This window comes from Trueperaceae bacterium, assembly GCA_023954415.1.
In the GTDB taxonomy this organism is placed as follows: Bacteria; Deinococcota; Deinococci; order Deinococcales; family Trueperaceae; genus JAAYYF01.
This window is the reverse complement of record JAMLIB010000004.1, coordinates 106,962-129,143: the sequence shown is the minus strand read 5'-3', so window position 1 is coordinate 129,143 and position 22,182 is coordinate 106,962. Positions and strand designations below refer to the sequence as shown.

Genomic DNA, 22,182 nt, shown 5'->3' with positions numbered 1-22,182 from the left:
GTCAGGAACCACCTCACTACCCGCTAGACGGGAACAGGAAAGGAGCAACATGAAGCGGCTTCTAGCCTTGATCACGGTCGGCGCCGTCCTGGCGTTCGCCCAGGCAGCCGACCCGGGCGTCACCGACACGGAGGTCCTCCTCGGTAGTTGGGGCCCGCAGTCCGGCCCGGCGGCGGCCTGGGGCACCGTCAACATCGCCATCGACGCGTACTTCCGCTACCTCAACGACCAGGGCGGCATCAACGGCCGCAAGCTCGTGCTCAGCTCGCGAGACGACGGCTACGATCCGGCCCGCACGGTCGGCGCCGTGCGCGAGCTCATCGACCGCGACAACGTCTTCGCGTTCGTGGCGGGCGTCGGCACGGCCAACGGCCAGGCCGCCATGCCGCTGATCAAGCGCGCCGGCACGCCGTGGGTCGGACCCGCCACCGGCGCGGTCGTCTTCACGGACGAGTCGGACGGGCTCATCTTCACGTCGTTCACCGACTACGTCGTCGAGGCGACGCTCATGACGCGCCACGCCGTCGAGACCCTCGGCAGCAAGAACATCGCGATCTTCTACCAGAACGACGGCTACGGCGAGGAGGGCCTCCGCGGCCTCGAAGCCGAGGTCGCGCGCCTGCAGGCGGCCGGCTACGACGTCACCATCGGCGACCGGGTCAGCTACGAGCGCGGCACGACCAACCAGGGCGTCCAAGCGCTGCGCCTGCGCGGCTCCGGGGCCGACACCGTGCTGATGTTCTCCGATCCGAGCGCGGCCGCCACGCTGGTCGGCGAGTTCCAGCGCCTCGACTACACGCCGCAGATGCTCGCCTCGGTCACCCTCCTCGACCCGGCGCTGATGGCCAACCCGGCCATGCAGGGAGCGCTCTTCTCCGTGTTCCTGCGCCTGCCGAGCGTCATCGTCGGCGAAGGCAACGGCGACCCCATCGCCGACCAGCTCTACCGCGACGTCATCCTCGCCTACGCCCCCGAGATCGCTCGCGACCCGTTCAGGGCGCTCGCCGGCATCGCCTTCGCCGAGCCGGCCGTGCTGGCGCTGCAGGCGGCCGGCCGCGACCTGACGCGCGAATCGTTCGTGGAGGCGCTGAAGGGGATCGACGGTTACGACACCGGCCTCTACCACAGCCTCTCGTTCAAGGACGGCTACCAGGGCAACAACTCCGTGATGCTCCTGCAGGTGACCCCGCAGGGCTTGCGGCCCGTCTCCGACTGGCTCTCGCTGTAACGGCCGTCCGGGCGTGGGGTGCGTGAGGGCGCCCCACGCCCTTATCTTGTTGCTGTGACCAACGACCTGCTCGCCCTCGAGAGGGTATCGCTCTCCTTCAGGGGGCTCACCGCGCTCTCCGACGTCTCGCTTGGCATAGCGCCAAGCGAGGTCGTGGCCCTCATCGGGCCCAACGGCGCGGGCAAGACCAGTCTGTTCAACGTCGTATGCGGTTTCTACCGACCGCGCTCCGGCACGGTCCGGTGGCGCGGCGCGGACATCACCGGCAAGGCGCCCCACATGGTCGCCCGCCTCGGCATCGGGCGCTCTTTCCAGAACATCGAGCTGTTCAAGTCGCTCACGTGCCTCGACAACCTGCTACTCGGGCGGCACCTGCACGTCAAGTCGAACGTGTTCTCCGCCATGCTCTCCACCCGCGGCTGGGTGCGCGACGAGGTCGCCCAACGGCGGCGCGCCGAGGAGCTGATGGACCTCCTCGACCTGCAGGCGTACCGCGACCAGCGCGTGGGCGCGTTGCCGTACGGCGTCCAGAAGCTCATCGAGGTGGCGCGCGCGCTGGCGACGGAACCGACGCTCCTGCTGTTGGACGAGCCGGCCGCCGGCATGACGGTCGAGGAGAAGGACGACATGATGGTCACGCTCCTCCGCCTGAGGCGCGAGCTGGACCTCACGATGCTCGTGGTCGAACACGACCTGCGGGTCGTCAGCCGCCTGGCGGACCGCGTCGTGGTGCTCGACCACGGGGTGAAGATCGCGGACGGCTCCCCTGGCGCCGTCCAGGACGACCCGGCGGTCGTGCGCGCCTACCTGGGCAGCACCAAGCTGGCCCCCGAGTCCGCCGGCCTCGAGGTCGCGCCGTGAGCGCCAGGCCCGCGAACGCTCCGGCGGCGAGCGGGCAGGCCGCCCTTGGCGCGGTCGGCCCCCTCCTGGAGCTGCGCACCGTCGAGAGCGGCTATCACAAGCAGCTGCGCGTGCTCAAAGGCGTGTCGCTCAGCATCATGCCCGGCACCTGCGTGGCCGTGCTCGGCTCCAACGGCGCCGGCAAGAGCACCATGCTCAAGACGATCATGGGGCTGGTGGAGGACGAGCCACGCAAGGGCACCGTCTGGGCGCTGGGCAAGGACGTCACGCGCGCCGACACGGAGCGCATCTCGCAAGCCGGGATCGCGTACGTGGTCGAGGACCGCGGCATGTTCCCGGACCTGACGGTGGCCGAGAGCCTGCGCCTCGGCGCCTTCCACCGGAACGACCGGGCCGCCATCAACTCGGACCTCGAGCGCATGTTCACGTACTTCCCCCGGTTGGCCGAGCGGCTAAAGCAGGACTCGGGCACGCTCTCCGGCGGCGAGCAGCAGATGCTCGCCATCGCCAGGGCGCTGATGAGCCGCCCGAAGCTCCTGATGCTCGACGAGCCGAGCCTCGGTCTCGCGCCCATGCTCGTCGAGGAGATCTTCCGGGTCATCCGCGCTATCAACCGGGAGGGCATGGGCATCCTGCTGGTGGAGCAGAACGCCAACCAGGCGCTCGCCATCGCGGACTACGGTTACGTGCTCGAGGGCGGACGCTTCGTGCTCGAGGGCACCGCGGCAGAGCTGCGCGGCAACGAGAACGTGCAGGAGTTCTACCTGGGGGTGCGTACCGGCGGCGACGAGCCGCGCTTGCACGTGCGGCGGCGGCGCAGACGCTGGAACTGAGGCGAGCTCGACAGGGGGGCCGTCAGGCGGCCGTCATGAAAGACGGCGCCCGCGGTGCCGTCCTCTCGGACCGACCACCGCGGGCGCCGTTCTTAGGCTAATGAGCGCTTAGCTCAGTAGCGACCGCCGGCAGTAGAGGCCGTGACGACCACGTTGGCCGCCTGGAGGCCCTTCTTGCCCTGCTCGACGTCGAAGGAGACTTCGTCGCCTTCGTTGAGGTTACGGAAGCCCGCACCCTGGATGGCGGAGAAGTGAACGAAGACGTCGGGCTGACCGCCGCCTTGTTCGATGAAGCCGAAGCCCTTCTCGCTGCTGAACCACTTGACCTTGCCTGTTGCCATTTTCCATTTCCCTACTGTCGTGCTTGGCTTGAGGCCGAGCCCGACACACGATTTCCGGACCCGTAGGCCCTGTTCGGAAACACCCTTCAGGTTTTCCCGGAACGCCTCGAATACTACGACAGCGGCGACCCCATGGCAAGTGACGTCTGCGGCATCTGCCTAGACAGGACCGGTACGTGAAGGAACGGCCTGCGCCACTCTAATGCGGCGCGCTCATGCCCGACGCCGTGAAGCTACGGCCCCTAGCCGGCCGGCTCCGCCGTTTCCGAGCCCGTCGCGTCGCCGTAACCGTCGAGGTAGCCGCGCGCCTGCCGCGTGAACATGCGCGCGTAGGTGCCGCCCAGCTCCATCAGCTCCTCGTGCGTGCCGCGCTCGGTGATGTGCCCGGCGGTCAGCACGATGATGCGCTCGGCGAGCCTTACCGTGCTGAAGCGGTGCGAGACGACGACGGCGATGCGGCCGCGCGCCTGCTGACGCAGCGTCTCGATGACCTCGAACTCGGCATCGGCGTCGAGGGCGCTCGTGGGCTCGTCGAAGATCAGCACCGACCCGCCGCGGTAGTAGAGCCGCGCCAGGGCGATGCGCTGCCACTGGCCGCCCGACAGCTGCCTGCCGCCTTCGAACCACCGGCCCAGCATGTTGTCGTAGCCGGCGGGCAGGTTCGAGACGAAGCCGTCCGCGCCCGCGCGCCGGCCCGCGGCGCGGACGGCGGCGTCGAGCTCAGGCGCGGGCTCCTTGCCGTGCGGCATGCCGAGCGCCACCTTGCCGATGGCGATGTTCTCGCGGACCGTCATCTGGTACTGCCCGAAGTCCTGGAACACCGTGCTCATCTCGGCCCGCAGGCTGGCCGCGCTGAAACGCGCCGAGTCCTGGCCGTTCACCAGGATCTGCCCGCGCGACGGGCGGTAGAGGGCGGTCATGAGCTTCACGATGGTCGACTTGCCCGCGCCGTTCTCGCCGACGAGCGCCAGCGTCTCCCCTTTGCGCACCACGAACGACACGCCGTGGAGCACGTCGCTCTCCGTGAGGGGGTAGCGGAAGCTGACGTCGCGGAACTCGATCTCGGTGATCGGTCCGGCCCACTCCTCGCCCGCCTCGGCTCCGCTCGTCGGGAGCTCGAGGAACTCGAAGAGGTTGCGCATGTAGAGCAGGTTCTGGTAGATGCCGCTGAAGCCGGAGAGGAGGTTCCCAAACTGGCTCTGCAGCTGCGAGATGCCCTGGATGAACATGCCGAAGTCGCCGACCGTGAGGAGGCCGGCCGCGGCGCGCCTCAGCACGAGGTAGGTGGCCGTGCCCACCATGCCGGTGGAGAAGAGCGACGTCGCCAACCCCCAGCCGCTCCGCCGCCTGATCATGGACACGAGCTGCGCCCTGAACTTGAGGTAGTACTCCTGCCAGCGCTCCATGAGGTAGCCGCCGAAGTCGAAGAGCCGGATCTCCTTGACGGCCTGGTCGCTCGTGAGGAGCGAGCCGAGGTAGTTCTGGCGGCGCGCGTCCTCGGCGAAGCGCCTGAGCATGCGGTAACCCTCGGTGCCGAAGCGCGAGGACGAGATGACGCTCGGAACGGAGGCGACGAGCACCAGCGGCACTACCGCCCAGCCGAGCTGAAGCATGATGGCGCTCACGGAGCCGAGGGTCAGGAGCGACTGCCCGAGCGACACGACCTGCGTGAAGACCCCGAGCGGCCTAGAGCCGACCTCGCGGTAGGCGTTCTGGAGGGCGTCGTAGCTCTTCGGGTCCTCGAACTGCGCCATCTCGAGCTGCGACGCCTTGGCGAGGATCAGGCGGCTGATGCGGTTCTGGAGGGAGTCGCCGAGGAGCTCCTGAGTGGAGCGCTGGAACGTGCTCAGCGCGCTCGTCACGGCCGTGAGACCGACCTGGACGAGCAGGAGCGTGAGCATGCGGCTCAAGGCCTCCGCAGGCGAGCCGAACCCCCCGCCGATGGCCGCCGCCACCGCGTCGAGAAGGAGCTTGGCGACCCACAGGTTCGCGGCGGGCATGAGCGCCTGCACGACGCTCAGCGCGACCAGGCCGACCGTGGAGGCGCGGCTGGCGGAGAACACGAGGCCGAGGGTCGCCCTCAGGTCGCGCAGCTGCTGGCGCAGCGAGATGGGTGCGGTGGCCTCGGGGGCCTTCGGTGGGGGTCTGACCCCCCTGGCCTCGATCATGCGCAAGCCGGTCTACGGCAGCCGACGGTACGAAGCAGGAGTAGACGAAGCGGGACTAGGATCACGCGTGGCATTCTCGCACTGCGCGGCAGGCGTGCGCCGCATGCGCACCACATCGGGCGCCACGACCGCCGCCACGTCGGGCGCGACCGGGCGCCGGCCCGCCGACCGGGCAGGAGACCGCGGCCGTTGGCCCAACGCGGCATCCGGACCCGCCCGGGGAGGCGCCGGGCTAACCTTGGTGCCACATGCAGCCAGCAGCTCCCGAACCGTTCGAGACCTTGCGTTGGGAAGCGGCCGCCGGCGGCTTCGTGCGACTGGAAGCCCATCTCGCGCGCCTGGCCCGCTCGGCCGGCTACCTCGGCGTGACGTTCTCGGCTTCGGCGGCGCGCTCCGCGCTCGCCGCGGCGGCGACCGGGCTCGGTGGGACGGCGCGCGTGCGTCTGCTCATCACCGCGTCAGGCGCGCCGGTCGTGACGACCGCCCCCCTGCCCCCGGCCGCCGACGCGGTCGTGCCGGTGGGCGTCGCCTTCGAGCTCGTCGACGAGACCGACCCCCTCAGACGCCACAAGACGACGGCGCGCGGCCTCTACGACGAGGCCACGTCGCGAGCGCAGGCCCTCGGCCTCGCCGACATCGTGTTCCTCAACCGGCGCGGCACCGTAGCGGAAGGCGCCATCTCGAACGTGTTCGTGCCGCGAGGCGACCTGCTCGTCACGCCCCCCGTCGACGCCGGGGCGTTGCCCGGCGTGCTGCGGGGCGAACTGCTCGGCTCCGGCGACTGCGAGGTCGGCGAGCTGACCCTCGCCGACCTCGAGGCGGGCGAGTTCTACCTCGGCAACTCCCTGCGCGGCCTGCGCCGCGCGCGGCTGGCGCCGGGGATGGTGGTAGTCGGCGCAGAGCGGTGAAGGCAGCGCCGCGAACGCCAGCCCGGGCCGTCCCGGCGCGAGCGAGCGGCCCGCACGGGTACACTCTGTCAGTGATGCCGGTCAGCCCTTCGTCACCAGAGCCGCAGCCGAGCGAGCCGAGCTCGGCTCGCTCGGCGCCGGTCGCGACCGCCAACCCCTCGCCGCGTGCCGACTGGGTCGACTACAGCGCGGAGTTGCGCGTCTTCAGGAACCCCGCCTTACGGGCGGTGTTCGTCGTCGCTGGGCTCGTATCGGTGGGTCTCGGGATCGTCGGCTACATCGTGCCGGGCATGCCTGGCACCGTGTTCTTCTTGATCGCGACGTGGTTCTTCGCCCAGTCGAGCCCCAGGTTCTACAACTGGGTCCTCAACCATCGCGCCTTCGGGCCGCTCATCCGCGACTACCGGGCAGGAAAGGGGATACCCGGTTGGGTCAAGTGGTACGCCTCCGCGATGATCATCGGCTTCTCCGCGTTCAGCGTCTGGCTGGTCGGCTTCAAGCGCGGCAACACGTTGGTGGGCATCGTCATCGCCGCGGTCGCCCTGTACGGCGTCTGGTACGTGAACCATGTGCCGACGAAGGCGGCAGCGCCGGCCAAGGCAGCGGGCGGCGGCGGACCCGGCTGAGCGCTCGAACGCGCCGTCCGCGGCGCGAGCGGACGTACGTATGTACGGTGAGGGGCGCCGGCCAACGCGCGGCCGGCGCCCCTCACGCGCCTGTGCGGGCCGTCAGGTCAGCGTCGCCTCGACGGTGATGGCGACGCCGGCCAGAGCGCGCGACACGGGGCACGTGGCCGCGGCGGCCTGGACGTGCTCCTGGAACGTCGCCTCGTCCAAGCCGACGACCCTCACCTTGCTCACCAGGTGGCTCTTGCTCACGGTCATGGCGCCGTCGACGCGCTCCATGGTGATGGCCGCGGTCGTGGCGATGCTCTCCGGCACGTGCCCGGCGCCGGACAGGCGGCCCGATAGCGCCATCGAGAAGCAGCCGGCGTGGGCGGCCGCCAGGAGCTCCTCCGGGTTCGTGCCCGTCTCGGAGCCGGCGCCCTTCTCGAAGCGGGAGACGAACGAGAACGGCCCGCTGTAGGCGCCGCTGGCCAGGCTCATCGTGCCCTGACCTTCCTTGAGAGAGCCCTTCCAGGTCGCGTCTGCCTTGGTGACTGGCATGGTGTCCTCCTAAGTGGGGTGCGCCCGGCCCGGATCCGGTGCCGGCGCTCTAGACACGCGGTCCATCGTAGCCCGCGCCTCGGCCGGGATGGCCCCGCGCTGCGGCCGGCCCGGAGGGCGCCGCCGTCGGAGGCCGCCGCCGTGGCGCGCCCTACATGCCGGAGCACGGGGTCAAGATACGGTGGCCCGATGCCAACCACCGCTACCACCGAACCTGGCCAGCCCGACGCCTCCAGCGACGGCCGACCCGTCCTCCTCGTCATCAGCGGCAGCACGCGTCCCGTACGCAAGAGCACGGCGTTGGCCGACTGGCTGCGCGGCCTCGCCGACGAGCAGGGCGCCTTCGACGTCGACGTCGTGGAGCTGGCGGAGCTCGGCCTGCCCCTGCTCGACGAGCCGTACCATCCGCGGCTCCAGCGCTACCAGCACGAGCACACGAAGGCGTGGTCGCGGCGCGTGGAGCGCGCCAGCGCGGTCGTGTTCGTCACGCCTGAGTACAACCATTCGTACCCGGCGGGGCTCAAGAACGCGATCGACTACCTGAGCGTCGAATGGCGGGGCAAGCCGCTCGGTTACCTGACGTACGGCGGGGTGTCGGCCGGCACGCGTGCCATGGTCGCCCTGCAGCCCGTGGCGGTCGCCCTCGGGATGCGCGTGCTACCGCAGGCCGTGAACGTGCCGTTCGTCGCCAACGTCGTCGGCGAGGCGGGAACGGTGGACGCGAACGAGACGATGGTAGCCGCGGGCCGGGCCATGCTCGTCGCCCTCGCCAAGGCGGTCGCGGAGCAGCGGCTCCTGCGGGCTCAGCCGACGGGTTGACCGAAGTCGTACACGTCGCGGTCCGTGACGCCCACGTAACCGATGCGCTGGTAGATGGCGTTCGACGTCGGGTTGGCCAGGTTGGTGAACAGGGTCACGTGCCTGCGGCCGCTCGCCAAGAGATGCTCGGTCAGGGTCGCCGTGAGGGCCGTGGCGTAGCCGTGGCCACGCAGCTCCGGCGGGGTGTAGACGGGCCCGACGCGGACGCCGTGCCTGGTCGCCCCGCGGGCGCCCGCCAGGCTCACTACCCGCCCAGCGTGCTCCCACAGCCATAGCCCGCCGCTGTCGGAGGCGAGGTCGCGGCGCACGACGTCCGCCACCTGCTCGCGCGTGGAAGGCTGCTCGTACGGCAGCGCCTCCTCCCTGAAGCGCGCGACGAGGTCCACGAGCAGGTCGACCTGATCGAGGCCCGCCTTCACCATGGCGCCCGGCACGCCGCTCACCCGCGTCACTTCGGTGCAGACGTAGACGCGCTCCTGCACGGTCCTGCTCACCGGGACGGCGCGGCGCTCGGCCCAAGCCTCGGCGAAAGCCGCCGCCAGCGCCACGGGGCCGAGGACGCCGGGGACGTCGAGGGGCCCGTCGCAAGCCGGCTCGTCGACCGGAGGCTCGAGCAACGCCTCGACCAGCGTCTCGGCGAGCTCCGCCACCGTCTCGGCGCCGGCCGCGGCGCTCCCCGAGGCCGCATCTCGGACGACCACGTCGCTCAGGATGAGCCGGTGCGGCGGGGTCTGGAGCGCCACGAGGGCGACGTCGCCTTCCGGACCCTCGACGATCGCCTGGTAGGCGTCGTCGAAGAGGCCGGCGACGACGGCCGGCAGGAGGCCGAGCTGGAGGCAGTTGGCCGCTTCCCGCTGGAGCATGAACGGCTCGGCCGCCGCGACGAAGGCGTGAGGGTCCGTGAAGCGTTTGAGCGTGAAGGGTCGTGGCACGCGTCGATGATATGCGAGGCGCGCTCCCTCACTTATCATCTGCTGGTGCCAGCGCCGGGTCCGTCCGCCCATGCCGTCGACGTCGAGCGCCTCACGGAGGCGACGGCGACGGCGACGCCGTTCCGGCTGACCGACCCGCCGCCCACGGCGCCACCCGGCAGCCGCGTCGTGCCGGCCACGAACCTCGCCCTCGGCACCGGCCTCATGGTGGCGTCGATGGTGCTCCTGCCCATCATGGACGGCCTGGCCAAGGGCCTCTCCGAGCGCTTGCCCGTGCCCATGATCATCTGGGCGCGCTACTTCTTCCACCTGCTCTGCCTGCTGCCGCTGCTCCTGGTCCGCTTCGGACCCCGGGCGCTCGTCCCGCGCCAGTTGGGGCTCCAGCTCGTCAGGGGTTCGCTCCTCCTGGCCGGCACCGCGCTCTTCTTCTTCGCGCTCGCCATGCTGCCGCAGGCCACGGCGCTCGCGCTCTTCTTCGTGTCGCCACTAGTCGTCACCATGCTCGCGCCGCTCCTCCTCGGCGAGCGCGTCGGCCCGTGGAGGGTCATCGCCGTGCTGGTCGGCTTCCTCGGCATCGTCCTCATCCTGCGGCCGGGCTCCGGGGCACTCGGCTGGGGCGCGGCGCTGGCCTTGGCGGCCGGCGTCGTGCACGCCTTCTACATGGTCTTCACGCGACGCTTGGCCGGCAGCGCGCCGCCGCTCCTCACGCTGGGCTACACGGCCGTGGTGGGCGCGATCGTGATGACCCTCGTCCTGCCGCTCGTATGGCAACGACCGGCGCCGGCCGACCTCGCCGTCCTCGCCCTCCTCGGCGTCCTCGCGGCGAGCGGCCACTTCCTGCTCATCAAGGCGTTCGACTACGCCCCAGCGACGTGGCTGGCGCCCGTCGGCTACTTCGAGATGCTCACGGCGGTCAGCTACGGCTACCTGGCGTACGGCTTCGTGCCGGACGCGCTTGGCTGGCTCGGCATCGTGATCGTGGTGGGCGCCGGCGTCGCCATCTCGCTCAAGGAGCAGCGCGCCATGCGAGGCCTGCGGCCGGGTAACTGACGGGCCCGCGAGAGCGCGTGGCGTCCGCCCCGGGCCGGGAGGGGCGGCTACAGCGCGGGCCCGGCCCTCAGCGCTTCTTGGGGATGGACAACGTCCGCCACTCGGGGCCGCGCCAATGCTTGGCGAGCAGCACGATCTGTCCGACGTGGTGACCCGTGTGCTCGTAGTTGCGCAGGATGGCCGCCACGACCCCCAGGGGCTGGTCCCTGATCGTGATAGTCCTGCCGAGGTCGGACGGCGTGAGCGCGGCCAACGCGTCGAACACGACAGCGAACGCCTCGTCCCAGGCGGCCAGCATCTCCTCCTTGCCCTGCCGACCAGACTCGAACTCGCCGTCCCGGTTCCGGTCGGGCTTCTCGCCGTCGCTCGTCAGGAAGTCCGTCCAGCGCGAGCGCAGGTTGCCCGTGAGGTGGCGCACGATGACCGCGATCGAGTTGCCGTCGTCGTCGAGGGTGCGGTGCCAGTCGGCCGCCTCGAGCTGGTCAAGGGCCCGCTCGGCCTGGAGCTTCTGCGCACGGTAACCGCGCTCGATCTCGGCGACGAAGACGGTCCCCAACTCTGCCTGGCTCGGATGCTCGTCCATGGGCAGATGGTACCGCCAGGAAGACGCGGCCGTGGCGTGGATGGGCGCGGGTGGTGGCGTGCCGACCAGCCCGACGAGGCCATCTGTCCTACGCCTCCCCTCTTACGCTGGAGGCGGGAAAGAGGTGTCGCATGGACACGATGACCGGCAAGGTGGCCTTGGTGACGGGCGCGGGGTCCGGTATCGGACGCGCCGTGGCGCTCGAGTTCGCTGCGAAGGGCGCGGCCGTGATGGTCGCGGACTTCAACCTGACCGGCGCCGAGGAGACGGTGCGCCAGGTGGTGGCCGGCGGAGGCAGGGCGGCGGCCGTCAAGGTGGACGTGGCCGACGAGGCCTCCGTCAAGGAGATGGTGGCTGCGACGGTCGCAACGTTCGGGCGCGTCGACTACCTCGTCAACAACGCCGGCATCTCCGCCGCCGGACCGAACGTGCCCCTGCACGAGGTGGAGGTCGAGGCGTTCAAGCGCGTGCTGGACGTCAACGTGGTCGGCACCTTCCTCGGCCTCAAGCACGCCATCCCCGAGCTCCTCAAGGTGGGCGGGGGCGGGGTCGTCAACCTGGCGAGCACCATGGGCGATCGCGCCACGGCCGGCGACCCGTCCTACCCGACGAGCAAGCACGCCGTGCGCGGCCTCACCAAGTCCGCGGCCCTGACCTACGCCACCGCGGGCGTGCGCGTGAACTGTGTCGGGCCGGGCGTCGTGCGGACCGGCATGACGGAGGCCATCTTCGCGGACGAGCAGACCACGGCCTGGCTCAAGAGCGTCACGCCGATGCGGCGCTTCGGAGAACCGGCCGAGGTCGCCAAGCTCATCGTCTTCCTCTGCTCCGAGGACGCCTCGTACATCACGGGCGCCTACTACCCCATCGACGGGGGTTGGTTGGCCGGGTGAGCTAGCTGCCGGGGCCTGCGAGGTGTACGCCTCGCAGGCCCATCGCCGCCGACACCCAGGCGACGACCCGCGCCAGGTCGGCCGCGTCGATCCACTCGTTCACGGAGTGGATCTCGTGCATGTTGACCCCGACGTTGACGGTCGGCAGGCCCTTCTGGTTGAAGATGCTCGTGTCCGAGCCGCCGATCGAGGACACGGTGCGCGCCTCGATGCCGTTGGCCGCCGCCGTCTCGGCCAGGCGCCCCACGGGAACGGCGTCGTCGGGCAGGGAGTAGCCGGCGTAGAGGCGCTTGCGCTCGACGCTCAAACGCGCGCCGTGCTCGGTCGCGGCAGCTTGCGCCAGGCGGAGCACGCGCTCGGCCAGCTCCTCGAGGCGCTCGGCGGTGAAGGACCGGAACTCGCCGCGCATGCTCACCAGCGCCGGGATCACGTTGGTCGACCCGCCCCCTTGGATGGCGCCGATGTTCAGGACCTGGTCGTCGGCCACGCGGCCGAGCGGGATGGCCGCCACGACCGCGGCGGCGGCCTTGATCGCGTGCACCCCGCGCTCCGGCTCGAGGGCGGCGTGGGCGGCGCGGCCCTCGACCATGAACGTCACGTCCTCCTTGAAGACCGCGGCGGTGACGAGCTCGCCGACCGGCACCTCGCCGTCGAACGAGTAGCCGTGGTCGGCCCGCAACGCCGCGACGTCCAAGTGCTTGGCGCCGAGCAGGCCGAGCTCCTCGCAGACGGTGACGACCGCCACGACGGTCGGGCGCTCGGCGAAGGGCGTCGCAGCGGCGCGTGCCGCCAGCTCGAGGACGACGCACACGCCGGCCTTGTCGTCGGCGCCGAGGATCTGCCTGCCGGTCGTGCGCACGACGGTACCCTCGACTATGGGCGCCAACGGCTCCCCTTGCGCCAACGGCACCGTGTCCATGTGCGCGGCCAAGACCACCCGCTCGGGGAGGCCGCCCGGCAGCTCCGCTATCAGGTTGCCCGCGTTCCCGCCCGTGCTGGAGCCGGCGTCGTCCTCGCGCACCGTCATGCCCAAGGCCTCGAACTCGCCTCGGAGCTTGTCCGCGACCTCGCGCTCGTTCCGGCTCGGGCTCGCCGTCCCGCATAGGTCCACTAGGTGCGTCAGGAGGCGGGCAACCAGCATCGGGTCGGCCGCGCGCCCATCGCCCTGCAGGTCGGTAGCGCCGCGGCGCGCGTCGGAACCGTCGCGTCCGCCCGAAGCGCCGCCCTTACCGCTCACGCGGTCACCTCGGGCGCGAGGATGCGCCGCGCCTGCACGTCGACGATGCCCTTGTCGGTCACCTTGAAGTCCGGGCTCACGCTCAGGGGCAGGAGCGTGAGGAGGAGCACGGGCGCCTTGACGTCCATGCCGGCCTCCCCGAGCGCCCGCTCGAGCGCCGCGAAGCCGGCACCGACGACGCTCACCGGGTCGTCGGACAGTAGCCCCGCGATGGGGAGGGGCAGGAGGGTCGTGCCTGAGTCGGTCGTGAACGCCATGCCGCCGCCTTCGGCGGCGACGCGGGCCAGGGAGGTCGCCATGGCGTCCAGGCTACGCCCGAAGAGGAAGACGTTGTGGCTGTCGTGGGCGAAGGTCGAAGCGTAGCCGCCGGAGCGCAGGCCGGTGCCCTCGACGAGGCAGACGACGGGCGCGTACGCGCCCGCGCCCGGCAGCAGCGCGGCGCGCGGCACTACGCAGGCGAGGGCGATGCCGGGGTCGGTCGGCACGCCGCCCACTAGCTCGACGTCGGCCTCGCGCAAGGTGGTGAAGCTGTTCACCTTGTTCACGGTTATTACGCGGGCGCGGGCCTGACGGCGCGTAGCGCCCCCACCGAACCCGAGGGCGTCTCGCGCCACGTTCGCCGCCGCGTACGCCTGGCCGGCGCCCGGGAGCCCGGCCGCCGCGGTCGAGCCGGCGCTCGGCAGCTCCGGGGGTGAGCAGTCGACGACCGTCGTGCCGCCCCGAGCCACCAAGCGCCCCCCGACATGCGTCTCGAGCGGCGGGTAGGCGGCCAGCCCGTCCGTGACGAGGTAGTCGGCGTGCGCGCCGGGCGCGACGACGCCGAGCCCGCCCAGGCCCAGGTAGGTGGCCGGGCGCAGCGTGGCGGACGCGATGGCGTCCATGACCGGCCAACCCAGCTCGGCGGCGAGCGCGACGAGGCGGCTCAGGTGGCCGCCGAGGAGGCGGTTCGGCATCACGTCGTCCGTGATGAGCAGCACGCGGCTCCGGTCGGGCAGGGCGACGATCTCCCGCGCGACGTCGGGCGTGAGCGACTTCTCCTGGATCATCACCCACAAGCCCTTGCGGAGCTCCTCGAGGAGCTTGGCGGGCGTGGCGAGCGTGTGGTCGGAGCGCACGCCGTGAGCGACGTAGCGCGAGAGGGCGGCGCCGGCGAGGCTCGGCACGTGCCCCTCGACGCTCAGGCCCGCTCCGTGCGCGGCGGCGACCATGGCCCGCAGGTGCCCGTCGCCCGCCACGAGGCCCTGGTAGTCCATGACCTCGCCGAGCGCGATCACCTCCGGGTCGCGCGCCAGCTCCGCCACGTCGGACGGGGCGATGGCGGCGTTGGGCGTCTCGATGTCCGCCGAGGTCGCGGGCACGCAGCTCGACACGGCCGTGTAGACCCGCTGCGGGAGCCCGCGCGAGGCGGCGTGCATGGCCAAGATGCCGGGCGCGCCGAGCACGTTGGCCACCTCGTGCGGGTCCTGCAGGATGGTCGTCGTGCCGTGCGGGAGGGCGGCCTCGGCGAAGCGCCGCGGCGTGACTAGGCTGCTCTCGATGTGCATGTGCACGTCGAGCATGCCCGGCTGCACGTGGGCGCCCCCGAGGTCGCGGCGCTCGGCGATGCTCAGGCCGGCCAGGTCGGCCTCGGAGGGCTCGCCCGCCTCGACCTCGACGAACCGCCCGCGCCAGACGGTGAACCAGCCGCGGTAGGTGGACTGGGTGACCACGTCGACGAGCGTCGCGCCCGTCACGAGCAGGTCGCGCTCCGTGAGGCTCGGGGCGAAGGGCGCCTCGGGACCGGCGGCGGCTCCCGGCACCGCCCGCTCGCTCCGACCGGACGCGGTAGGGCTCACGCCTCGGTGTGGAGCCGGTCCACGGCGGCGGTCGCGATGGCGATGGTCTCGCGCTCGACCTGCCGGTAGAGCGCCTCCTTCTCCTCGCGGGTCGGCTGGGGGTCGAGGTAGATGTTCGAGTCCGTGCCGAGCACGGCCCCGACCTTCACGCCCAGGAGGGCGCCGACGACGAAGACGGTGGAGCACTCCTGCTCGGCCGCGACCACGCCGGCCTCGGTGAGGCGTTGGTTGAGTCCGTCGTCGCGGCGGTAGAAGGCGTCGCGCGTGTACACGACGCCCTCGATGGCGCGTTTGCCGAGGTACGCCTCGGCGGCGCGGCGCAGGGCGAGCGTGACGTCGAGGTCGGCCGCCGCCGGGTAGCCGAGCGGGATGTAGTCGAGGGACGTCCCCTCGCCCCTGAAGGCCGCCGTCACGACTATCACGGAGCCGATGGGGGTGCCGGGCTGCCTGCCGCCCGCCGAGCCGACGCGGATGAAGTGCGTGGCCCCGATCCGCACGAGCTCCTCCACGGCGATGGACGCCGACGGTCCGCCGATGCCCGTCGAGCAGACGCTGATGGGCGTACCGGCCGCCGTGCGCCCCGTGAAGAGCGTGTACTCGCGGTTGCGCGCGATCAGCTTGGGCTCGACGAAGGTCTCGGCGATGCGTTCGGCGCGGCCGGGGTCGCCGGGGATGAGGACGTACGGGGCGACGTCGCCCGTCTTGGCGCGCAGGTGGCGTTGGATGTCTGACATCGAAGCTCTCCTAGGGCGCGGCGGCTTCAGCGCGGCGCCATGCGGGGGTCGTACGCCTCGGTGAGGCCGTCGCCGAACAGGTTGAAGCCGAGCACGGCCAGGGTGATGCCGATGCCGGGGAACACGCTCATCCACCAGGCGCGGCGGATGAAGGTCTGGGCCGTGTTGAGCATGCCGCCCCAGCTCGTCAGGTTCGGGTCGCCGAGGCCGAAGAAACCGAGGCTGGCCTCCAGCAGGATGGCCTGCGCCACGTCGAGCGAAGCGACGACGAGCACGGGCCCCATGGCGTTCGGCAGGATCTGCATGAACATGATGCGGAACTTGCGCATGCCGAGGGCGCGGCCAGCGTCCACGTACGGCAGGGTCTTGTGGCTCAGGTACTGGCTGCGCACCAACCGCGCGGTCTGCGGCCAGCTCAGCACCCCGATGACGAGGATGAGGTTGACGAGGCCGGAGCCGAAGAACGCCACCACGATGAGCGCGAGCACGAAGCGCGGGATCACCTGGAAGAACTCCGTGATGCGCATGAGGAGCTCGTCGAACCAGCCGCCGAGGTAGCCGGCGAGGGCGCCGACGAGGACGCCGATCAGCGTCGCCGTGGCCGCCGCCGCGAGCCCGACCATGAGCGAGACGCGCGAACCCCAGATCACCTGGCTGAGCACGTCGCGGCCGAGGTTGTCGGTGCCGAGGACGTGACCGGTGGAGAGTGGCGGCACGAAGGCGGCGCGCGACGTCGTGTGCGGGTCGTACGGCGCGAGTACGGGCGCCAGGACGGCGACGAGCGTGAGGAGCACGACGAGCGCGAGGCCGAAGACGCCGGAGCTGCTCCGCCTGAAGCGGCGCCAGGCCGCGCTGGCGTTCGAGCGCCCGGCGGCGGGAGCTGCAGCGGTTTCCATCAGTACCTCACCCGCGGGTCGAGGACGGCGTAGAACGCGTCGGTGATGAGGTTGACGGCGATGACCGTTATGGATACGAACAGCAAGATACCTAGGAGCACGGGGTAGTCGCGCGTGTAGATGGAGTCGTACATGAGGCGGCCTATCCCTGGCCAGCCGAAGACGGTCTCGACGAGCGCCGAGCCCGCCACGATGAAGCCGAAGTTGTAGCCGATGACCGTCACGACGGGCAGGGCGGCCGCGCGGAGCGCATGGCGCCAGAGGATGGTGTTCTCCGACAGCCCCCGCCCCCGCGCAGCCACGATGTACTGGGAGCTCATCACCTCTAGGAGCGACGCGCGCGTGAGGCGCGTGGTGATGGCCATGTACCTGAACGAAAGCGCGGCCATGGGCAGGAGCATGTGCCTGAACATGTCGAGGCCGGCCGCCAGGCCCGTGTACTCGACCCTGACGCTGCGGAAGCCGCCGGCCGGCAACCAGCCGAGCAGCACGGCGAACACGAGGATGAGGATCTGCCCGAGCCAGAACTCCGGCACCGCGTAGCCGACGAGCGCGAAGCCGGTCGCGCCCCGGTCCGTGACCGAACCGGGCTTGCGTGCCGCGATCACCCCCAGGAAGAGGCCAACCGTCGAGGCGACCACCACGGTGCTCAACATCAGCACCAGGGTGCGCCCGAGCCGCTGGAGGAGCAGGTCGAGGACGGGCTGGCGGTTGGCGAAGGAGAACCCGAGGTCCCCCTTCGCCACGTTCACCAGGTAGAGCCAGAGCCGCTCGGGGACGCTCTTGTCGAGCCCGAAGTCCTGCCGCACCCGCTCCACGTACTCGGCCGGCGCCGGGTACTCGCCGATGAGCGACATGACGGGGTCACCCGGTGCGAGGGCGATGAGGACGAAGTTGACGACGACGACGCCGAGGACGAGCGGCACGGCGTTGATCAGCCTGCGCAGCGCGTAGAGCGCCAGGCCGTTGCCGCCGCCCTCAGCAGCCATGTCGCGCCACCTCCCCGACTTACGCTAGGGCTGGGCGAACCAGAGGAACTCGAGCCCGTCGCGCTGGTCGAGGAGCGTGCGCATGCCGCGCAGGTTCCCCGAGGAGGCCTCGGAGGCCAGCTCGTCGAACATCACCATCACGGGCACGTCGTTCGCCAGCACCTCGTTGATCCTGGCGTAGTACTCGGCGCGAGCGTCCTGATCGGCGAGACCGCCCGCCTGGTCGAGCCACGCGTCGATGTCGGGGTTGGAGTAGCCCGTGGCGTTGACGAACGGGGTACCCGGAGCGGCGCTGCGGTAGATGCGGTGGTAGCCGATCGTCGGGTCGCCGCTCGACGTGAACGACTGCATGGTGAGGTCGTAGTCGCCGTTGTAGACGCGATCCACCATCACGGCGCGCTCGGCCGGCTGCAGCACGAGGTCGATGCCGACCTGGCGCAGCTGGTCGCGCATGATGTCGCCGGCGGCGGCGAAGGCGCCGCGCGCGGAGTCGTAGACGAAGCGCAGCTGAAGCCCGCTCACGCCCGCCTCGGCCAGGAGCGCCTTGGCCTTCTCCTGGTCGAACGGGTACCTGGTGCGGTAGTCGGTCGACTCGTCGTAGGCGTACGCGAAGCCCGCGCCGAACGGACCGGAGCCGGCCTGGCCGAGGCCGCCCTGCGCCTGCTCGACGACCTGCTCGCGGTCGACGGCGTACATGATGGCCTGGCGGACGCGGACGTCGTCCAAGCCCGGGGTGTTCGTGTTGATGAAGACGAAGTAGAGCGCCGGGATGGTGATGCCCGTCCAGGTGTTGAGGTTCGGGTCGGACGCGAGGCGCGGCAGGTCGGCCGGCGGCATGTAGAAGCCCCACAGGAGGTCGGCTTCCCCGACCTCGAGGGCCGTTGAGCGCGCTACATCCTGCGGCACGATGCGGAAGATGATCTTGTCGAGGAGGGCCTCGTCGAGGAAGTAGTCGTCGTTGCGCACGATCTCGACACGCTCGCCGCGCACCCAGCTCGCGAACTTGAAGGGGCCGCTGCCGATGGGGGCGTCGTTGGCCGGGTTCGTGAGGGGGTCCGTGCCTTCGAAGACGTGCTTCGGCAGGACCGGGGCGTCGAACACCGTCAGGAGGCTCAGGAGCGGCGCGTAAGGCACCTTCAGGGTGATGACGACGGTCTCCGCGTCCGGCGCCTCGATGGAGGCGATCTGGTCGTAGGCCGTCTTGAAGCGGCCGTGGTTCGGCGCCTCGATCTGGAGCATGGAGTAGACGACGTCGGCGCTCGTGACGGGCGTGCCGTCGTGGAAGTTCGCCTGCCGCAGCTTGAAGGTGTAGGTCAGGTTGTCGTCCGACACCGTCCAGCTGCTGGCGAGGTCGCCCTCCGGCCGGCCATCGGCGCGCGACCTGACGAGGCCGCTGTAGATGTTCGCCCCGACCGCGGCGACGGGGTAGCTGGTGCTGATGCCGACGTTGAGGTGCTCGGGGTCCGAGCCGAGGACGACGATGGCGGTGCCGCCCTTGACGGGCGTCTCCTGAGCTGCGGCCGGTACGGCTAGTAGCAGCGCGGCGAAGACGAACAGCGCGCGCTTGACGGTCGACCAGGTCATCTGGAACCTGCCTTTCGCTGGAACGAGTGGAAGTAGCGACTCCCTGTGAAGAATCTAGCATCCGGGCGCCGGGCCGGCACGCGGGCGGCGCCTCGGCGGCGTGAGGCACGCCAGGCCAGCGGGTCGTGCGCGCGGGCGGGCGCCCAGGCTCGAGTCGTCCGAAGGCGCTTCGACCGAGAGCTAGCCCGCGTAGGCCCTCTCGAGCTCCGCGACGTCCAGCTTGGTCATGGTCATCATGCTCGCGGCGACGCGCTTGGCTACCTCCGGGTCCGGATCGGAGAGACCACGCGTGAGGACCTCGGGCACGACCTGCCAGGAGACGCCGAACTTGTCCTTCAGCCAGCCGCACTGGGACTCCTGGCCGCCGTCGGCCGTCAACCGCTCCCAGTAGTAGTCGACCTCGGCCTGGGTGCCGCAGTCAATGAAGAGCGAGAAGGCCTCGTTGAGCTTGAAGTAGGGGCCGCCGTTGAAGAGGAAGAGGCGCTGGCCGCCCACCTCGATCGTGATGCCCGAGGCCTTGCCCGGCCGCCCGTCCAGGGAGACCTGGCGCGCGTCGTCGACGACGTTGGAGACCTTGCGGGCGTCGTCGAAGACGGCCAAGTAGAAGGCGGCAGCCTCCTCGGCTTGGTCGTCGAACCATAGGAACGGGGTCACCTTCTGCATGTCGCGCCTCCTCGCCGACTGTCCCGACCAGGATAGCTTCTCAGGCTGGAGGCGGGCCGGAGCCGGCAAGGGGTCCGTGACGGGCATCGGGAGCGACCGTGGTCAGGTGGCGACCGGCGTCCGTCAGCGCGGAGCGGTCCCGGCCGCTGCGGTAGCGCCTTCCCGACGCGGACCCTCGTCGAGCTTCACCAGGATCACGCCGGCGAGGATGAGCGCTCCGCCGAGCAGCTGGACGGCGACGGGGAGCTCGCCGAGGAGCAGCCAGGCCCACAGGACGGCGAAGAGGACCTCGGAGAGCCCCACGAACGATGCGAGCTTCGACCCGAGGCGCCGCGCCGCGAAGATGCCGGCAACGTAGGCGAACGCCGCCGCGAAGAGGCCGAGCGGAGCGATGTCGAGCCACCACGGCACCCGGTACCCGGCCAGGAGGACATCGGAGGTGTTCCAAGCGAACGGCACGACCCCGGCCCACCCCGCTAGGAGGAGCACGGCGGCGCCGACGAGCAGGCCGCCAGACGCCATGGCGATGGGAGGCAGACCGCTGCGGTCGTCGGCCGAGACGACGAAGAAGGTGGCCAGCCCGAAGGCGGCGACGAGGCCCCAGACGACGCCGACGACGTCGATGGTGACGGCGCCGAACACGTCGAGCACCAGCACCAGGCCGAGGACGGCCAGGCAGGCGCCGACGAGGGTGAGGGGCCGGGGGCGCTGAGCGCGCCGCAGCCAGAGCCAGACGACGACGAGGATCACGCCCAGGTACTCGAGGAGGAGGGCGATGGCGACGGAGAGGCGCTCGACGGCCAGGAAGTAGGCGAGCTGGCAACCGGCGACGGCCACGAGGCCGAAGAGCAGGACGGTGGGCCAGCCGCGCGCCAGCGACCCCCAGCGGCCGCGCATGGCCAGGGCGGCCGGCAGCAGCAGCGCCAGGGCGCCGAGGCCGACGCGCCAGGTCACGGCTCCCGCAGGCGACCAGCCGGCCACCAGTAGCCCCTTGGCCAACGACCCTGAGGTGCCGAACGCGGCTGAAGAAGCCAAAGCGAGTGCCAGCCCCAGCCAGTTGTAGCGGTTCATCGAAGCCTTCTTCCGAGCTGTGTTCCGGCGCGAACGCCGTGTGCGGGGCTCGAACGTCCGGCCCGCCGCGACCGCTATATTACGCGGCGGAGGACACATGGACGCAGGAGCACGGACCCAGCTCTTCATCGAGCCTTACCCGAGCGTCACGCCGGAGGCCGGCCTGTGGCTCGGGGGCTTGCAGCGCATCAGGCAGGCCCTGCTCCGCACGGTCGAGCGCATCGACGCCGGCGGCCTGGGCCAGGAGTTCATCGACTGGCGCGGCGTGAACGGCGACGACAACTCGGTCGGCTCGCTCCTCTACCACGTGGCCGGCGTCGAGCTCGGCTGGCTGTACACGGACCTGCTGATGCAGGAGTTCCCACCCTACGTGCACGAGCTCTTCCCCTACCCTGACCGTGATGCGAAGGGCGCCCTCCAGCACGTGCCCGGCGTCGCCCTGAGCGAGCATGTCGCCCGGTTGAACGCGTCGCGCGCGCGTTTCCTCGAGATAGTCGGCGGGCTGGACCCGGCCGCATGGCGACGCATGAGCGAGCCGGCAGGCGAGGAGTACGCCGTGACGCCCGAATGGATCGTGTGGCACCTCATCGAGCACGAGGCGGGCCACCTGTACGCGATCAGGGGCTCGGTCAGGAAGTGGCTGGCTCAGTCGTCGAGCGGCACGAACGCCACGGCCAGCCGGTAGCGCTTCTTCTCCGCCCCGCCAGCCTCGAGCGCCTGTGAGCGGCGCCAGAGGTCGTAGAGCGTGCGCTGCACTTCGCGCGCCTGCGGCTCCGTCAACTCGAGGTTGGTCCAGTAGTCGGTGGCCGGTTCGCGCTGTGGGTCGAGGAAGTGGAGCTGGCTCACGGCGTCGGGCGCGGACTCCATGAACGTCTCGCCGAAGTCGTTGCGGTAGAGGCGCTGGCCGTCGAAGCCCCGCGCGCGCAGCCGCCGCGCCTGGATGGCGAGTCGCTCCTTCAGTTCCGGCATGAACTGTCGCCAGAGCCGCTCCTCCAAGGACGCGAACGGCGTGAGCTCGTACGGGATGAAGTAGGCGTCGTGCACGGAGCGGTACAGCTTGATGGGTCGCCCGGCGCGCGGCCTCAGGCGCGCCACCTCCAGCAGCCCGGCCTTCAGCAGCCCGCGCACGCGGTAGAGCATGGCGTCGAGCGTCGTGCCCGCCTCGGCCGCGGCCTCGCTCACGGAACGCTCGCGCGCCAGGAACGGCCGAAAGGCGTCCTCGAACGCCGGCTCCGTGAGCAGGCGCGCCTGCTCGGGGTCCGTGACGCGGTGGTAGTCGCGGTCGGCGGCGCCGCGGTCGCGGGCGGAGCCCGGCGCGGGGGCGTCCGGCGCCGCGAGCCCCACCACGGAGGGGTCTCTCCTACCTGAATCCGCCTCTGTCATCACAAGTA

23 protein-coding genes are annotated in these 22,182 nt (G+C 71.0%); 9 read left to right on the top strand and 14 right to left on the bottom strand.

Annotated features, from left to right (window positions below):
- Positions 1-49: 49 nt before the first annotated feature.
- From M9914_06270 to M9914_06260, 3 genes are read left to right on the top strand one after another with little or no spacing between them, the layout of a single operon-like run.
- A complete protein-coding gene (locus tag M9914_06270) occupies positions 50-1,228 on the top strand; it encodes an ABC transporter substrate-binding protein (protein ID MCO5173782.1) in 1,179 nt (392 codons plus the stop codon).
- A gap of 54 nt (positions 1,229-1,282) precedes the next feature.
- Positions 1,283-2,089: an ABC transporter ATP-binding protein gene (locus tag M9914_06265; GenBank protein ID MCO5173781.1), complete on the top strand. Its 807-nt coding sequence runs from the start codon at positions 1,283-1,285 to the stop codon at positions 2,087-2,089.
- Positions 2,086-2,922 carry an ABC transporter ATP-binding protein gene (locus M9914_06260; GenBank protein MCO5173780.1) on the top strand — a complete coding sequence of 279 codons (837 nt, stop codon included), beginning with the start codon at positions 2,086-2,088 and terminating at the stop codon, positions 2,920-2,922. The genes M9914_06265 and M9914_06260 overlap by 4 nt, the downstream gene beginning before the upstream one ends.
- Positions 2,923-3,035: 113 nt before the next feature.
- Here the strand turns inward: M9914_06260 and M9914_06255 are convergent, their stop codons facing one another.
- Together M9914_06255 and M9914_06250 are read right to left on the bottom strand one after the other, a co-directional pair.
- Positions 3,036-3,263 (bottom strand): cold-shock protein, encoded by a 228-nt coding sequence (locus M9914_06255; GenBank protein ID MCO5173779.1) that lies wholly within the window; start codon positions 3,261-3,263, stop codon positions 3,036-3,038.
- A gap of 242 nt (positions 3,264-3,505) precedes the next feature.
- Entirely contained in the window at positions 3,506-5,431 is a 1,926-nt protein-coding gene (locus M9914_06250; protein ID MCO5173778.1) for an ABC transporter ATP-binding protein/permease, read from the bottom strand.
- A 248-nt stretch (positions 5,432-5,679) separates the two neighbouring features.
- On the opposite strand from M9914_06250, the gene M9914_06245 reads away from it, so the two are divergent.
- Positions 5,680-6,339, top strand: coding sequence for an aminotransferase class IV (locus M9914_06245; GenBank protein MCO5173777.1), 660 nt, complete (start codon positions 5,680-5,682; stop codon positions 6,337-6,339).
- 74 nt (positions 6,340-6,413) lie between these two features.
- A complete protein-coding gene (locus tag M9914_06240) occupies positions 6,414-6,965 on the top strand; it encodes a YbaN family protein (protein ID MCO5173776.1) in 552 nt (183 codons plus the stop codon).
- 102 nt (positions 6,966-7,067) lie between these two features.
- Here the strand turns inward: M9914_06240 and M9914_06235 are convergent, their stop codons facing one another.
- Positions 7,068-7,505 carry an OsmC family peroxiredoxin gene (locus M9914_06235; protein ID MCO5173775.1) on the bottom strand — a complete coding sequence of 146 codons (438 nt, stop codon included), beginning with the start codon at positions 7,503-7,505 and terminating at the stop codon, positions 7,068-7,070.
- Positions 7,506-7,694: 189 nt separating this feature from the next.
- Between M9914_06235 and M9914_06230 the strand changes: the two genes are divergently transcribed.
- Positions 7,695-8,324, top strand: coding sequence for an NAD(P)H-dependent oxidoreductase (locus M9914_06230; protein MCO5173774.1), 630 nt, complete (start codon positions 7,695-7,697; stop codon positions 8,322-8,324).
- Here the strand turns inward: M9914_06230 and M9914_06225 are convergent.
- Complete coding sequence (locus M9914_06225; protein ID MCO5173773.1) at positions 8,309-9,256, bottom strand: GNAT family N-acetyltransferase; 948 nt, start codon at positions 9,254-9,256, stop codon at positions 8,309-8,311. The genes M9914_06230 and M9914_06225 overlap by 16 nt on opposite strands.
- 45 nt (positions 9,257-9,301) lie before the next feature.
- Between M9914_06225 and M9914_06220 the strand changes: the two genes are divergently transcribed.
- Entirely contained in the window at positions 9,302-10,306 is a 1,005-nt protein-coding gene (locus tag M9914_06220) for a DMT family transporter (protein MCO5173772.1), read from the top strand.
- A 67-nt stretch (positions 10,307-10,373) separates the two neighbouring features.
- Here M9914_06220 and M9914_06215 read toward each other — a convergent pair whose 3' ends face one another.
- Positions 10,374-10,889 carry a DUF1572 domain-containing protein gene (locus tag M9914_06215; protein MCO5173771.1) on the bottom strand — a complete coding sequence of 172 codons (516 nt, stop codon included), beginning with the start codon at positions 10,887-10,889 and terminating at the stop codon, positions 10,374-10,376.
- A 131-nt stretch (positions 10,890-11,020) separates the two neighbouring features.
- Here M9914_06215 and M9914_06210 point away from each other — a divergent pair, with 131 nt between their 5' ends.
- Positions 11,021-11,782, top strand: coding sequence for an SDR family oxidoreductase (locus tag M9914_06210; protein MCO5173770.1), 762 nt, complete (start codon positions 11,021-11,023; stop codon positions 11,780-11,782).
- 1 nt (position 11,783) lies between these two features.
- Here M9914_06210 and M9914_06205 read toward each other — a convergent pair whose 3' ends face one another.
- From M9914_06205 to M9914_06170, 8 genes are all read right to left on the bottom strand, one after another.
- Positions 11,784-13,019, bottom strand: coding sequence for a M20/M25/M40 family metallo-hydrolase (locus M9914_06205; GenBank protein MCO5173769.1), 1,236 nt, complete (start codon positions 13,017-13,019; stop codon positions 11,784-11,786).
- Positions 13,016-14,854 (bottom strand): amidohydrolase family protein, encoded by a 1,839-nt coding sequence (locus M9914_06200; protein ID MCO5173768.1) that lies wholly within the window; start codon positions 14,852-14,854, stop codon positions 13,016-13,018. Before M9914_06200 ends, M9914_06205 begins: the two co-directional genes overlap by 4 nt.
- Positions 14,851-15,588: a nucleoside phosphorylase gene (locus tag M9914_06195; protein ID MCO5173767.1), complete on the bottom strand. Its 738-nt coding sequence runs from the start codon at positions 15,586-15,588 to the stop codon at positions 14,851-14,853. The genes M9914_06200 and M9914_06195 overlap by 4 nt, the downstream gene beginning before the upstream one ends.
- A 26-nt stretch (positions 15,589-15,614) precedes the next feature.
- Positions 15,615-16,484, bottom strand: coding sequence for an ABC transporter permease (locus tag M9914_06190; GenBank protein MCO5173766.1), 870 nt, complete (start codon positions 16,482-16,484; stop codon positions 15,615-15,617).
- Entirely contained in the window at positions 16,484-17,473 is a 990-nt protein-coding gene (locus tag M9914_06185; GenBank protein ID MCO5173765.1) for an ABC transporter permease, read from the bottom strand. The genes M9914_06190 and M9914_06185 overlap by 1 nt, the downstream gene beginning before the upstream one ends.
- A gap of 24 nt (positions 17,474-17,497) precedes the next feature.
- Complete coding sequence (locus M9914_06180) at positions 17,498-19,057, bottom strand: ABC transporter substrate-binding protein (protein ID MCO5173764.1); 1,560 nt, start codon at positions 19,055-19,057, stop codon at positions 17,498-17,500.
- Between the two features lie 180 nt (positions 19,058-19,237).
- Entirely contained in the window at positions 19,238-19,720 is a 483-nt protein-coding gene (locus tag M9914_06175; GenBank protein ID MCO5173763.1) for a VOC family protein, read from the bottom strand.
- A gap of 123 nt (positions 19,721-19,843) precedes the next feature.
- Positions 19,844-20,791 carry a DMT family transporter gene (locus M9914_06170; GenBank protein MCO5173762.1) on the bottom strand — a complete coding sequence of 316 codons (948 nt, stop codon included), beginning with the start codon at positions 20,789-20,791 and terminating at the stop codon, positions 19,844-19,846.
- Between the two features lie 97 nt (positions 20,792-20,888).
- Here M9914_06170 and M9914_06165 point away from each other — a divergent pair, with 97 nt between their 5' ends.
- Positions 20,889-21,476 (top strand): DinB family protein, encoded by a 588-nt coding sequence (locus M9914_06165; protein MCO5173761.1) that lies wholly within the window; start codon positions 20,889-20,891, stop codon positions 21,474-21,476.
- Here M9914_06165 and M9914_06160 read toward each other — a convergent pair.
- On the bottom strand, positions 21,437-22,174 hold the full coding sequence (locus M9914_06160) for a helix-turn-helix domain-containing protein (protein ID MCO5173760.1): 738 nt from the start codon (positions 22,172-22,174) through the stop codon (positions 21,437-21,439). The two genes, M9914_06165 and M9914_06160, sit on opposite strands and share 40 nt — an antisense overlap.
- Between the last annotated feature and the right edge of the window lie 8 nt (positions 22,175-22,182).